Annotated in this window: 17 protein-coding genes; 7 read left to right on the plus strand and 10 right to left on the minus strand. The window is 44.2% G+C overall.

Going from position 1 to position 12,871, the window contains the following annotated elements:
* Nucleotides 1–28: 28 nt before the first annotated feature.
* Nucleotides 29–316, minus strand: coding sequence for an alternative ribosome-rescue factor A (locus KI742_RS07995; protein WP_017821594.1), 288 nt, complete (start codon nucleotides 314–316; stop codon nucleotides 29–31).
* Nucleotides 317–681: 365 nt separating this feature from the next.
* Between KI742_RS07995 and KI742_RS08000 the strand changes: the two genes are divergently transcribed.
* The 4 genes from KI742_RS08000 to KI742_RS08015 all read left to right on the plus strand — a co-directional run bounded on the left by KI742_RS08000 (nucleotide 682) and on the right by KI742_RS08015 (nucleotide 2,526).
* On the plus strand, nucleotides 682–891 hold the full coding sequence (locus KI742_RS08000; protein WP_005375625.1) for a cold-shock protein: 210 nt from the start codon (nucleotides 682–684) through the stop codon (nucleotides 889–891).
* Between the two features lie 89 nt (nucleotides 892–980).
* Nucleotides 981–1,526, plus strand: coding sequence for a YaeQ family protein (locus tag KI742_RS08005; protein ID WP_064376786.1), 546 nt, complete (start codon nucleotides 981–983; stop codon nucleotides 1,524–1,526).
* Nucleotides 1,513–2,055 carry a hypothetical protein gene (locus KI742_RS08010; protein ID WP_225477756.1) on the plus strand — a complete coding sequence of 181 codons (543 nt, stop codon included), beginning with the start codon at nucleotides 1,513–1,515 and terminating at the stop codon, nucleotides 2,053–2,055. Before KI742_RS08005 ends, KI742_RS08010 begins: the two co-directional genes overlap by 14 nt.
* A gap of 111 nt (nucleotides 2,056–2,166) precedes the next feature.
* Complete coding sequence (locus KI742_RS08015) at nucleotides 2,167–2,526, plus strand: glutaredoxin (RefSeq protein WP_005375631.1); 360 nt, start codon at nucleotides 2,167–2,169, stop codon at nucleotides 2,524–2,526.
* A gap of 191 nt (nucleotides 2,527–2,717) precedes the next feature.
* Here KI742_RS08015 and KI742_RS08020 read toward each other — a convergent pair whose 3' ends face one another.
* Nucleotides 2,718–3,344 (minus strand): OmpA family protein, encoded by a 627-nt coding sequence (locus KI742_RS08020; RefSeq protein WP_225477758.1) that lies wholly within the window; start codon nucleotides 3,342–3,344, stop codon nucleotides 2,718–2,720.
* Nucleotides 3,345–3,626: 282 nt separating this feature from the next.
* On the opposite strand from KI742_RS08020, the gene KI742_RS08025 reads away from it, so the two are divergent.
* A complete protein-coding gene (locus KI742_RS08025) occupies nucleotides 3,627–4,259 on the plus strand; it encodes a thiol:disulfide interchange protein DsbA/DsbL (RefSeq protein ID WP_005375635.1) in 633 nt (210 codons plus the stop codon).
* A 13-nt stretch (nucleotides 4,260–4,272) separates the two neighbouring features.
* The gene (locus KI742_RS08030; protein WP_005375638.1) at nucleotides 4,273–4,746 is read left to right on the plus strand and encodes an FKBP-type peptidyl-prolyl cis-trans isomerase; all 474 of its coding nucleotides are present in this window, start codon (nucleotides 4,273–4,275) and stop codon (nucleotides 4,744–4,746) included.
* 82 nt (nucleotides 4,747–4,828) lie between these two features.
* Here the strand turns inward: KI742_RS08030 and cyoE are convergent, their stop codons facing one another.
* The 4 genes from cyoE to KI742_RS08050 are packed head-to-tail and all read right to left on the minus strand — an operon-like array spanning nucleotide 4,829 to nucleotide 8,069.
* Complete coding sequence (cyoE, locus tag KI742_RS08035) at nucleotides 4,829–5,728, minus strand: heme o synthase (RefSeq protein WP_005375639.1); 900 nt, start codon at nucleotides 5,726–5,728, stop codon at nucleotides 4,829–4,831.
* Entirely contained in the window at nucleotides 5,721–6,740 is a 1,020-nt protein-coding gene (locus KI742_RS08040; protein ID WP_033906821.1) for a heme A synthase, read from the minus strand. The genes cyoE and KI742_RS08040 overlap by 8 nt, the downstream gene beginning before the upstream one ends.
* Before the next feature lie 11 nt (nucleotides 6,741–6,751).
* Nucleotides 6,752–7,288 (minus strand): hypothetical protein, encoded by a 537-nt coding sequence (locus KI742_RS08045; RefSeq protein ID WP_017635864.1) that lies wholly within the window; start codon nucleotides 7,286–7,288, stop codon nucleotides 6,752–6,754.
* Nucleotides 7,278–8,069 carry an SURF1 family protein gene (locus KI742_RS08050; RefSeq protein WP_031777208.1) on the minus strand — a complete coding sequence of 264 codons (792 nt, stop codon included), beginning with the start codon at nucleotides 8,067–8,069 and terminating at the stop codon, nucleotides 7,278–7,280. The genes KI742_RS08045 and KI742_RS08050 overlap by 11 nt, the downstream gene beginning before the upstream one ends.
* On the opposite strand from KI742_RS08050, the gene KI742_RS08055 reads away from it, so the two are divergent.
* Nucleotides 8,068–8,304 carry a DUF2909 domain-containing protein gene (locus KI742_RS08055; RefSeq protein ID WP_005375504.1) on the plus strand — a complete coding sequence of 79 codons (237 nt, stop codon included), beginning with the start codon at nucleotides 8,068–8,070 and terminating at the stop codon, nucleotides 8,302–8,304. The two genes, KI742_RS08050 and KI742_RS08055, sit on opposite strands and share 2 nt — an antisense overlap.
* 24 nt (nucleotides 8,305–8,328) lie before the next feature.
* On the opposite strand, the gene KI742_RS08060 is transcribed toward KI742_RS08055, so the two are convergent.
* Genes KI742_RS08060 through coxB form a run of 4 tightly spaced genes read right to left on the minus strand, consistent with a single transcriptional unit; the run spans nucleotide 8,329 to nucleotide 12,616 of the window.
* Nucleotides 8,329–9,213 carry a cytochrome c oxidase subunit 3 gene (locus KI742_RS08060; protein ID WP_005385214.1) on the minus strand — a complete coding sequence of 295 codons (885 nt, stop codon included), beginning with the start codon at nucleotides 9,211–9,213 and terminating at the stop codon, nucleotides 8,329–8,331.
* A gap of 51 nt (nucleotides 9,214–9,264) precedes the next feature.
* On the minus strand, nucleotides 9,265–9,804 hold the full coding sequence (locus KI742_RS08065; RefSeq protein WP_005385211.1) for a cytochrome c oxidase assembly protein: 540 nt from the start codon (nucleotides 9,802–9,804) through the stop codon (nucleotides 9,265–9,267).
* A gap of 20 nt (nucleotides 9,805–9,824) precedes the next feature.
* The gene (gene ctaD, locus KI742_RS08070; protein ID WP_005375510.1) at nucleotides 9,825–11,456 is read right to left on the minus strand and encodes a cytochrome c oxidase subunit I; all 1,632 of its coding nucleotides are present in this window, start codon (nucleotides 11,454–11,456) and stop codon (nucleotides 9,825–9,827) included.
* Nucleotides 11,453–12,616 (minus strand): cytochrome c oxidase subunit II, encoded by a 1,164-nt coding sequence (gene coxB / locus KI742_RS08075; protein ID WP_017821602.1) that lies wholly within the window; start codon nucleotides 12,614–12,616, stop codon nucleotides 11,453–11,455. Before coxB ends, ctaD begins: the two co-directional genes overlap by 4 nt.
* Nucleotides 12,617–12,871: the final 255 nt, after the last annotated feature.

Consider the following 12,871-nt stretch of genomic DNA (forward strand, 5'->3'; position numbering starts at 1 on the left):
GAAGCAGTACATGATAAATTAGGAAAACTTATCTGGTACTAAAAAATTGAATATCATCAGTTTTGCAAACACCTAGTACCAATAAAAAAGCCCTATTCAAAATCCACCTTGGGGAGAACTTTGAATAGGGCTCTTTGCCTCTATGCTTCATTTTACGGCTGAAGCTACCTTTACCTTTTTTCGCTTTAACGACTCGTGTTTGGAACAGCTGACTGGTAACAACCGCTTTTAACGCGTTGTCTTTGATTTCACCTCTGCCGAAGTCGGTCTCATGTTGTGAGCCACTCGGTTGAGGACTGATTTTACGCTTTGCCATAAATCCTCCTTAATGGTCGAACCAGATTGGACAATAATTATATAAATAAGTCAAATTTATAGATTTAGTTGAATTTTATGCTAAAAAACTTCACATCACCGTCATTTATTTGAAATTTAATCAAAAACATGCTGGTTAAATAGTGACTAAATACAAATATTTGTCCATAAAGCACTAATATATGTTGACTCTTCGTGGAATTAACCTAGACTCAAACACGGCTAGAAAGAAAGTTCTTTGTTTTCACATTTCGTTGGATTACTTGTAACCCGTCGTCCTGTGGTACGCAATAGCAATTTATTTTTCCACGCTATAAGCGCCGTTGAGGCGAAAGATTACATTATTTAGATATTTAGGAAATAGACATGTCTAACACAGCTACTGGCACAGTTAAGTGGTTCAACGAAACTAAAGGCTTCGGTTTCATTCAACAAGAAAACGGTCCTGACGTATTTGCTCACTTCTCTGCAATCACTGGTGACGGCTTCCGTACTCTAGTTGAAGGCCAGAAAGTAGAATTTGTTATCTCTCAAGGTCAAAAAGGCCCTCAAGCAGAGCAAATCAAAGTACTTTAATTCTTAAAGAATTTGATACGATAGCCAGCTTTTAAAGCTGGCTATTTTTTTGCCTAAAACTTATTTTGCCAACAAAACGATATAAATCTATGGCTCTTAAACCAACCATTTACAAATTTCGTATCGCCATTTCCGATATGAATAATGACTATTACGATTCTAAAAATCTAACTATCGCCCTTCATCCTTCTGAAAAGCCGCAACGAATGTTGGCTCGCATTCTAGCTTACTGTTTAAATGCTCAAAGCAATCTGGAGTTTACAAAAGGACTCTCTACGATTGAAGAGCCTGATTTATGGCATGTTGGCGATGATCAAAGCATTACTCACTGGATTGAAATTGGCGAACCAGAACCAGACAGAATTAAGAAAGCTTCTCGCCTCGCAAAGCATGTAAAAGTTTACACTTATAACACCAAAGCGGCTGTCTGGTGGGACAAAATGTCAGGAAAGTTCTCAATGCTTCCCGTCAACGTAGAGAGCTTTGACTATGACGCTATCGACTTGATTTGTCAGCATCTTGACCGAGGTACTAACCTTTCTGTTATGATTACTGGCAGCTCAATTTTTGTTGATATCAATGATCAACATATCGAAGTAACGGTGAAGGAACTAAAAAACCATGACGTCTCTTAGTGAACTGAGTCAAGAGATGGGATTTGAAGAAATCCCCTTTGTTAAAGAACATAAAGCAGCAAAGCGACGTTGGTTAAAAGAACAGTCACAACTATTTACAAAAGTTTGTGAGAACAAACCCTCAACAGCACCTACTCTTCACCTGCTTGGCCTTTTGACCAAATCACATATTGAAGCAAGTGCTAACTACGAGCAACATGCTCACTCTACCCAGCTTATGCAGCAAGTTCTGACTGACTCCTTGGGTAATGAGCACGCGGATAAGTTTACTAACCAATCTGCTGAAGACCTAATCTTAGTCACCCACCTTTGGTTATACACGCAAGGCTATTTAAATATGGATTTCAGCTTGGCGCACGATCATGCCGAGCAGACTCAAAATACATTGCAGCATGAGCTTGTCATAAAACGCATGGACGTTGATGCATTCAGAACCGAACTCATGCAAAGTTTTTATCAAGGTAAAGAAGCCCGTCCGGCTTCAGCAAGTGGCTTTTGGGGTTGGTTTAAACGTCTATTTTCCGCATAAAATACATGGTTTTATCCATTTCAAACAACTGATAGACTTCACGTTCAGTGCAACAAGCATCATGATTGCATTCTTAAAGGACAATTACCCAATGAACATCAAGGGATCATTATGAAGTTTATCCGTTGGATTTTAGGCAAGGTTATCTTATTGCTGAACGCGGTGTTCTCACCTCGTGGTATTAAGCGCACCGCAGAAGAACAGCAACGTATTGATGAAAAAGCGAAACAATACGCACTTTACCAATTTGAAGCCTGCCCTTTTTGCGTAAAGGTCCGCCGTGCAATGAAGCGTCAATCGGTGAACATTGAGCTACGTGATGCAAAAAATAACCCGACTCATCGAGCTGAACTAGAGCAAGGTGGTGGGCGAGTTAAAGTCCCTTGTCTTCGTATCGAAAAAGATGGCGAGACACAGTGGTTATACGAGTCATCTGACATCGTCGCTTACGTTGAAAAAGAATTTGCCTAAGTTCCCCCTATGAACATTGGCGGATGTAAAAGAGGCACCTAACGGTGCCTCTTTTCTATTTTTTCTAGCTAAATGTTGCCGTGCGAGCTTTCCTTATTCAGTCTTCTTGCTCAACTCCGAACTTAAACTCCACTAAGCAAATAACGGGTATGCGAGAACAACACAACGAAGATTACCGCCTAACGTCTGCGTTATTCATCCACGATCAATGTTAGCTCTACGCGCCGATTGCAAGCTTTACCACTCGCTGTCACATTGCTGCACTTCGGTACATACTCTCCGAAGCCTCTAGAAAACACTCGTTGACGTGGAATACTCGTCGCCAATAGTTGTTTTTCTACTTCACGAGCTCGCTTTTCAGATAGCGTGTCATTGAAGCTTTCAGCTCCCGTGCTATCCGCATGACCATCAATCACGACATCAACATCAGTTCTTCCAGCCAGATAGTGACCAATGTTTCGAATCCAGTCTTGAGATTGAGCAGATAACCGTGCAGAACCCGTTTGAAAATGCACTTGCTCTTTCAAACGTATCATCAGGTGACCACCACTGAGCGTCTCGTGAGGAATGTTATGCCTGCTCAGGAACATTTCCAGAGAGGTCACGTTTTGCGACTTTTTTACTGACGCCCTCGCCGTTTGATATGAACGAGGGGAAGAAGCCACATTGGATGCGCTCGGGTATCCCCACTCTGGGTGTCTCAGCTCAGTGTTTGATTTAGGAGCTGTATCTAAAATGTTCCCACCAGGGACCATATCTTGATCGAGGCTGCTGCACCCGGCCAGAATGCCACAAACAATTAAAAACCAATGCTTCATACCATTACCAACGTAGAAAAACTCTTGTTCATTGTGTCGACAAAACACGCCGAATCTTTAGCGCTTTTGTCCACCGACTGGTTTGTCTATGCAGCGTTCATGCCACTGGAGTCAATGCAAAATCATCTCTCAAATAAAACGCAACACTAAAATACCCTACCCTTACAGTCCATACGTCAGGCAAAGTCTGTTACCAATGGTCTCACTTTATTGTTATTTAATGGTTTTAGTCACTATCGTTAACCGATAAACTAACGCAAATTTCTCATTTAGAGCACTACTATGTTAAAAACCATATCGAAAGGCTTTGCTGTTGTTGTTGCCGTAATGGCTTTGTCGGCATGCGATAGCGGCAAGAGTCAGCCTCAGCAAGGCAAACAATACGAAGTTTTGCCAGTATCCCTTGAAGAATATGATTTAGCTCCCCTGACTGAAGCATTCTCTTTAACTTGTGGCCACTGCCGCTCAATGGAAGAGTTTGTCCCTCAAATTGAATCATTGACCGATCAAAGCGTTGAAAAAATGCATGTAACGTTCAATGAAAGTGCACAAGTGAGCGCCATCATCTTCTATACTGCCGTAATGCAGCTTGAATCAACACCAGATAAAGCGTTTATGGCGGATCTTTTTACTGCTGTGCAAATGGGTGCCGATGCAACGGCTGAGGAACGCCAAATCGCCGTAGAGAAAGCCTTTGAGTCTCGCAACCTTATCAGCCCTTACCATTTAGATGAAGCACAGCAAAAAACGCTGTTTGAGTACATCACTAAGGCAGAAGCGATCACGACTCGCGGCCAAATTAACTCCGTTCCAGCCTTTATCGTAAACGGAAAATATCAAGTGATTACTGGTGGTCATGACAGCGTTGAAGCCATGGCAGAAACCATCAACTTTTTGCTAAAACAACCTAAATAGACAAGGAGATTACGTGTCTAAATTTTTGTTTCCTCTTATTATTTTTATTTTGGCGGGCTTTTTCATTTACCGTACTTGGACAAACCATAAAGTAGCGGATGAAAACTTTGCCAAAGGCCAAGCATTCTTACTAGAAAATGCGAAAAAAGAAGGCGTTATCACAACAGAAAGTGGCCTTCAATACATGGTTCTTGAAAAAGGCGAAGGTGAGGTTCACCCAACTGCAACAAGTAAAGTAAAAGTACACTACCACGGCACCTTGATTGATGGAACGGTATTCGATAGCTCTGTTAATCGTGGTGAGCCGATTTCATTTGGTCTTAACCAAGTCATTAAAGGCTGGCAAGAAGGTCTACAATACATGGTAGAAGGTGAGAAAATCCGCCTTTTCGTACCAAGCACGCTTGGCTATGGTAAGAGTGGCTCTGGCCCAATTCCACCAGCAAGTGTTTTGATCTTTGATGTTGAACTGCTAGAAATTCAATAAATCTAGAAAGCTTTGTCTTAAAGCCAAAGTATCAAAACCAAAAACGCCGCGAACCACGCGGCGTTTTCTGTTTTAAGAGAGGTTAAAAACCAATATAGTGATCCGAAAGCAATGCAATGAACAACGCCAAAAGATGATAGATAGAGAATTTAAACGTCTCCATCGCGGTATTTGGCTCTGGTGCATATTTTAGCTTCCATGCATGGTACATAAAGCCAACATTGAGTAGTAGCGAGGCAAAAAGATACACCACGCCGACCATGCCAACCAAAACCGGTAGAACACAAACCAAAGTCAATAGCACCGTATACAACAGAATAGAAGTTTTGGTGTACTCAATGCCGTGTGTCACTGGCAGCATGGGAATATCTACCTTGCGGTAATCCTCGACACGATGAATAGCGAGAGCCCAAAAATGTGGTGGCGTCCAGATAAAAATGATCATCACGAGCAGCCAAGCATTCGCATGTAATTGCCCTGTTACAGCAGTCCAACCGAGAAGAGGCGGCATCGCACCGGCAATCCCTGCAATGACGATATTTTGGGGCGTAGCACGTTTGAGGTACATTGTGTATACCATCGCATAGCCGAGCAAACTCATCAAAGTCAACCATGCCGTCAGCGGGTTGACCATCGCATATAGAAGTACAAACCCTAAGACACCTAAAACTGTAGCGAAGGCTATCACCGATGATGGCTTAGTCTCACCCGATGGCAATGGTCGTTTGTGTGTGCGTGCCATTCTCGCATCAATTCGGCGGTCAATTAGATGATTAAACGCTGCCGCAGACCCGGCCATCAGACCAATCCCCGTTAGGCCAACTACCGCCTGCAACCAGGGGAAATCATCAACCGGGGCTAAGCTCATCCCTACTACTGCCGTCACCAACATTAACGCCACCACTTTAGGTTTCGTTAACTTCAAATAAACGGAACTTAGTCGCTTTCGCCCATTTAACGACAGCGCGATTTCTTTACTCATAGCGAACTCCTTTCGCGGTGTAATTCCAAGCCGTTTTACCCTGCCACAAGTAAAACTGGCTAACACAAACGAGACTCAACATAACAGCGGCACCAAGGTTGTGCGCCACCGCGACATAGATAGGAAGTTGAAATACTACGTTGCTTACACCCAGCATAATTTGGCACACCAGAGTGAATAACAACCACCCTCCGATTCTCTGTGAATGATGAGAATCTTGCCTCATAAGCCCAATACTATAAGCCAATACCACGGTGGCGGTAACAATAGCGCCTATACGATGAGTGACGTGTATAGTCATTCTTGCCGGATACTCCAAAACACCAAATTCATAATTCTCGAATCCAGTTTGCCAGAAAGAAAACGCTTCTTTCCATGAGAGATGGCTCATCCAGTCTCCCTCACAAATCGGCAGTGTGGTACACATCAGCGCAGCATAATTTGACGAAGTCCACCCTCCAAGGAGCACTTGCACCAAAACGACCAGAAAAACCAACAATGAAAAGCCTCTCAGAGAGCTAGAAGATGGAGAGAAATAGAGATTGTTTTGCGCTTTTAATTGGCAGTAAAAAATCGCCTGTAACGCCAATAAAACAAAACCACCGAGCAAGTGAAGCATCACGATGACGGGCATTAATTTAAGAGTAACTGTCCACATTCCCAAAAGTGCCTGCCCAATCACCAATACGCTTAGCAACATCGGAATGGTTGAATTTACACGCTCAGACCTTATTGATATCGCTGCCATCGCAAAAATGACTAAACCTAACGTTCCCGCAAAATAGCGATGAATCATCTCAAGCCATGCTTTCTCATGCTCTACTGCCCGCTCGGGGAAGTTCAGGTTAGCACGTATGACGTCTTCTTCTTGATGCGGCACAGAAAAGTGCCCATAACAACCAGGCCAATCCGGGCAACCTAACCCTGCATCTGAAAGGCGAGTATATGCCCCTAACATGATCACCACGAGAGTTAGCAGCAAACTGAATCTAACCAACTGAATTAATTTCATATGCACTTCCTCTAACCGACTCGTGACAGTTTTAAGAGCTTGCGTAAGTCCGCCAACATACCTTTATTCAATAGGACTAAGTCCTCATTTGGTTTCGGCGAGTAAGACATCACCAGTTGCCCAAGAGGATCAACGATCAACATTTGCCCAGGTTTCACTTTTGCGGTAACCAATTCATTCATTTGCATCGCTAACATCGATACTTCCATGGGATCTGAATGCTCAGTCTGCCAAACGACTGGCACTACTCGCTCTTGATACTTACCTAAAGCAACATGACTTTGCTGAAGCAGGTAAAGCTGCTGTTTACACTGTTCAGTGCATTCGTTAGGCAATACATAAGCGAGTTGCCAACCATGGTCTTTGAGAGGTGACTCTTGACCAAGCTGCTCTAACGTCGTGTATGGTTCGACTAACTCGCCTCTATTGGTCACTCCGCTTTGATACCACCCTTGTGTGAGAATGACTTTTGCAATGACAGCGGGAAGCGCGAACGTACAAACCAGCGCAATCAACATTAGTCGTCCTTTGGTTACTTTAGATGTCATGCTTCACCTCCATGTGACGCAACTTTTTTTGCCAACGAACAAAAACAATTAAAGTCAGTATTAAGAAAACACCTGCCATCGAAAACCATTGAATCGAATAGCCAAAATGTTTGGCACTATTGAGTGGTAATGGATTCCAAGGAAAGTCATAGGGCCAACGAGTTAAATTGTCTGGCTGCAAGACTGCGGGCATAAGTTCAATATTCAGTAGCTGATTCAATTGCGCGATGTTTAGGTTTTGCACGCGAATAACATCGCCAACTTCCGGCATTAACTCTGAGCTCAGTGGATTAGTAGATTTTCGGTACAGGCGTCCTGTGATGAAAATCGAATTATCGAGTTTGGTGACCGTTGGTAACATTGAGCGATCTGCTCTTCCCTCGACAAAACCAAGCTCCAATAACGCATAGGTACTAGGCTCATCGCTCGTCAATACAATCTGAAATGCTAAATATCCCACACTGCCTTGATGCGTTTGGTTGTCTAACAAAATTACGGGAAACGCCTGAGGAACAACATTAACTTCCACTTTTTTCCCGAGGATACTTTCCTCTCGCCAGTCGTTGTCTTCAAGAACGACGCTTAGTGCTTGGTACGCACTATCCGCACGCGCGAGAATGGCTTGTTCCAATGCTTGTTTTTCTTGCCCTCTCTCAAACTGCCAAAAACCCAGTTTGACCAAAAGAGAAAACACAACCACAGTTAAACCAACTGCAACCCAAAACCGTTTCGATAGCCATAATTGTCTTGATAACAACAATGATGAAACCGGAGGTGCCATGTCCACCGTATTTCTATTCAAACTGACGCTTGTCCTTTTGCTGCTTTTCATTATCTTCAACCTCGCAAAAGCGCTTATCGAAATGGTTCGTGAAGACCCAGATAATCCTGAAAAAAGAGACAAACCCATGAGTCATTACTTAGGCCGTCGAGTCATGTTCTCCGCTTTGGTGGTCGTCCTTTTGCTTATTGCGCTCAGCTCGGGTTGGCTAGCACCAAACCCTCGCCCTTATTAGTCGAACCAAGAGTTCACACTGCGCCTAAAGTACGTAAACAAACACAAACAGACATAACCAAACCACATCCACGAAATGCCAATACCAGCTGCCGGCTTGAAAGGCAAAATGGTTCTTTGGCGAAAAGTGATCTTTAGCGATTCTGAACAGCAGCACGATCAAGAAGATAGTCCCAAGACAAACGTGTAAACCGTGGAACCCCGTCAACATGAAGAACGTGTTACCGTAAATACCGGACTGCAACGTGAGCCCTATGTCTTGATAAGCATGAACATACTCAACCGCTTGGTAATATAGGAAAAAGCCAGCAAGTACGATGGTTATCTCTAACCAAACAATCAGTGCCGTTCTTTTGTCTTGTTCAAGGCTTATATGCGCCATATGTAGCGTAATAGACGACAATAGCAGCAAGATAGTATTGGTAAGGGGTATGCCCTGCCACGGCATAGCTTGTGTTGTTTCTCCCCCCGGTGTCAGTGTGAGTGGCCACATCGCTTCGAAGGTTGGCCACAGGACTTCGTTGGTCATGAAGTTATTATCTGCCCCACCTAACCAAGGCACAGAAATCATTCTGGCGTAAAACAAGGCACCAAAAAAGGCACCAAAAAACATCACTTCAGAAAAGATAAACCAGCTCATTCCTTGGCGAAAAGAACGAGTAATTTGCGAGCTGTATTTTCCACTCAGTGATTCAGTAATCACATTACTAAACCAACCAGCCAACATGTAAAGCAAGAACAAGAAGCCCACCGCTAGCACAATGCCACCAATGGTTCCCACTGCACCGTCACTTTGTGTCCCCTGGACGGTCATGCCCGCGCCAACAGCAACCAAAAACAGAGCAAATGCACCGATGATCGGCCAGCTACTTTGAGCGGGAACATAATATGTTCCTGGCTTGTTACTCATAATTTCTCTCCTTACTGACCAACCTTGGTCTGTATCTCTCTCCCTGAGTGGCTAAGAGCCTGTAGGAGGGGGAAGTTTATAGAGTGTGTAAGACAGCGTTAACGTGTGTATAGACTCCGGCAAGTCCGGTTCGATATAAAAAATCAACGGCATTTGAGCTTGCTGTTTACCATCCAGAGGCTGCTGGTTAAAACAAAAACACTCAATCTTATTGAAGTAAGCAGCTCCAGTCCCGGGAGAAACAGAAGGAACGGCTTGCCCCACCAACTTCTGCCCGCTTTCATTAAATGCAAGGTATTCGGTTTGTACGACTTCACCTGGGTGAACATCCATCGAAATCACTTTGGGTCTAAACTCCCAAGGCATATCTGGGCTGACATGCGCCATAAACTCCACGCGAACAGTTCTGCTCATGTCCGGTTGCATACCTGTCGGTTGAATGGCGGCTACTTCACTTGTCTTTCCATTGATTCCCAGTGCGTCGCACATCACGTCATAAAGTGGGACCAGTGCATAGCCGAAGCCAAACATTAACAGGGTCGCCAAAAGCAACTTCACGGTGAGCTTCTTGTTTGATGGATTCGGTTTCATGTCACTCACCCCACTCTTTGCTAGTCAATCTTAGGCGGTGTAGTAAACGTATGATGCGGCGCAGGGCTTGGCACTGTCCACTCTAAGCCTTCCGCACGTTCCCACGGTTTTGCAGAAGCCTTCTCCCCGCCACGAATACACTTGATCACCAACCATAAGAAGATCAGTTGTGACAACCCAAATGCAAACCCACCAATTGATACTATTTGATTAACATCAGCAAACTGAATGGCGTAATCCGGTATGCGCCTTGGCATGCCTGCTAAGCCTAGGAAGTGCATTGGGAAAAACAGGACATTGACGGAAATAATTGAGCACCAGAAATGCCATAAACTCAGCTTGTGGTCGTACATATTGCCCGTCCACTTAGGTAGCCAGTAGTATGCTGCTGCCATGATCGAGAATACCGCACCAGATACCAACACATAATGGAAATGGGCAACCACGAAGTAAGTGTCATGATATTGGAAATCCGCCGGCACAATCGCCAACATCAGTCCCGAGAAGCCACCAATGGTAAACAGCACAATAAAGGCAATGGCAAACAACATTGGCGTTTCAAAGGTCAGAGCTCCACGCCACATGGTGGCAACCCAGTTAAAGACTTTAACCCCCGTTGGTACCGCAATCAGCATAGTGCAATACATGAAGAAGAGCTCAGCAAAAACTGGCATCCCCGTGGTAAACATGTGGTGCGCCCACACAAGGAAAGATAACAATGCAATGCTGCACGTCGCGTAAACCATCGAATGATAACCAAACAGCTTCTTACCACTGAAAGCAGGCAGAATGGCGGAGATGATTCCAAACGACGGTAAAATCATGATGTACACTTCTGGGTGACCAAAGAACCAAAAGATGTGTTGGAACATTACCGGGTCACCACCACCAGCTGCGTCAAAGAAGCTAGTCCCGAAATATTTGTCAGTAAGAACCATGGTCACCGCACCCGCTAATACCGGCATAACCGCGATTAGCAAGAAAGCGGTAATTAACCAAGTCCAAACAAACATTGGTAACTTGAACCAAGTCATTCCCGGAGCTCGCATATTTACGATCGTCACGATAACGTTGATCGCGCCCATAATGGAGCTGATACCCATGATATGCACAGAGAATACAAACAGCGCAGTGCTATCCGGGCCATAAGTCGTGGACAGCGGAGCATAAAACGTCCAACCAAAATCAGGACCGCCGCCAGGTAAAAACAACGAGCTCAACAAGATGAGAAATGCAAAAGGTAAGATCCAAAAGCTCAAGTTGTTCATGCGCGGCAGCGCCATATCTGGAGCGCCGATCATCATCGGGATCATCCAGTTAGCAAGCCCCGTAAATGCTGGCATCACCGCACCAAATACCATCACTAAACCGTGTACCGTGGTCATTTGATTAAAAAACTGCGGATCGACTAGCTGTAGCCCTGGCTGGAACAGTTCGGCACGAATGATCATAGCCATCGCACCACCTGTTAGAAACATCGCAAAGCTAAACCAAAGGTAGAGGGTGCCTATGTCTTTATGGCTTGTAGAATACAACCAACGAGTGATGCCCTGGGGTGCATGATGCTCGTGACCATCATCAATCGCAATGGTACTGTTCGCACTGGCTTCTGCTGGCGCAGACTTCACTGCCTTATCTATTGGCTTACTCATATTTCCTCCTTAGCACTGCCTTGTGCTTTAAAGGCATTCACATCGGATGCTTGCACTGTATCGCCAGTATCGTTGCCCCATGCATTTCGTTGATATGTGATAACCGCGCCAATTTCTTTGTCACTTAACTGATTAGAAAAAGCCTGCATTGCGGTGCCCGGGCGACCGTTGACAATAATATCTATGTGCTCTGTAACATCTCCGGTTGCAATAGGACTGCCTTTAATCGCGGGAAATGCACCCGGAATCCCCTCACCATTTGCCTGATGACAGACAGCGCAGCGCGCCGTGTATATAGATTCGCCTTGCGACATCAATTCATCCATAGATAAGTCTTGAGAGAGCGCTTCTTGTGCCGCCGCTTTTTGAAGTGCGAGTTCTTGCTTCTTACTCGCTAGCCATTCATCGAACTTCTCTTCTTCCATCGCATGCACCACCACCGGCATAAATCCGTGTGCACGACCACATAGCTCCGCACATTGGCCGCGATATACGCCTGGCTCATCAATTCTTGTCCATGCTTCATTAATAAAACCTGGAATGGTGTCTTTCTTGACGGCAAAGTCTGGTACCCACCAAGAGTGAATGACATCATCAGAAGTCATCAAAAAACGCACTTTGCGATTCACAGGCAACACCAAAGGGTTGTCTACTTCCAGTAAGTAATGTGCGCCTTTAGCTTCGATTCCATCAATTTGTTTTTGGCTGGTGGCAAGCAAACTAAAAAACTCAACATCTTCGCCAAAATAGCTGTAATGCCATTTCCATTGCGAGCCTGTGATCTTGACCGTGATATCCGATTGGCTTGTGTCTTCCATTGCGACTAAAGTTTTCGTTGCGGGAATCGCCATAGCGACAAGAATGATGATGGGTATGACCGTCCAAATAATTTCCACTTTTGTACTTTCATGGAAATGTGCGGCAACTGCTCCTTTTGACTTACGATGACGGAAGATGGAATAGAACATCACACCAAAAACAATCAAAGCAATTACACAGCAGATATAGAAAATCAGCATATGTAATTCATACACTTGCCCACTTATCTCTGTGACCCCTTTTGTCATGTTGTAGTCATTTTCCTTTGACCAACCAAAAGAGGAAAATGTGATTAAAATCACATTCAGTGATAACGCTAGAGTAGTCGTTAATCTTTTCAAAAGATCTCTCCTCTGCTCAGCCGCTACGCCTACGCGAGCTTCCTTGCGTCCCGATGCAAATATCGAACAACTTTACGAAAAATCACAAAAACTACGATTTCGACACGGTTTGTTATATTTATGTTAAAAGGCTAGTTATAGTTCCAAGGTTCTTCAAGAAATTAAATATGATTAAATTTTGTTCGGATAAGAAAAATTAATTCGGTTTATCGATTGCCCTCTTTGAAATGTAATTGAGAACCATTTACATTAATT

This window comes from Vibrio sp. D417a (assembly GCF_030248595.1).
Classification (GTDB): Bacteria; Pseudomonadota; Gammaproteobacteria; order Enterobacterales; family Vibrionaceae; genus Vibrio; species Vibrio alginolyticus.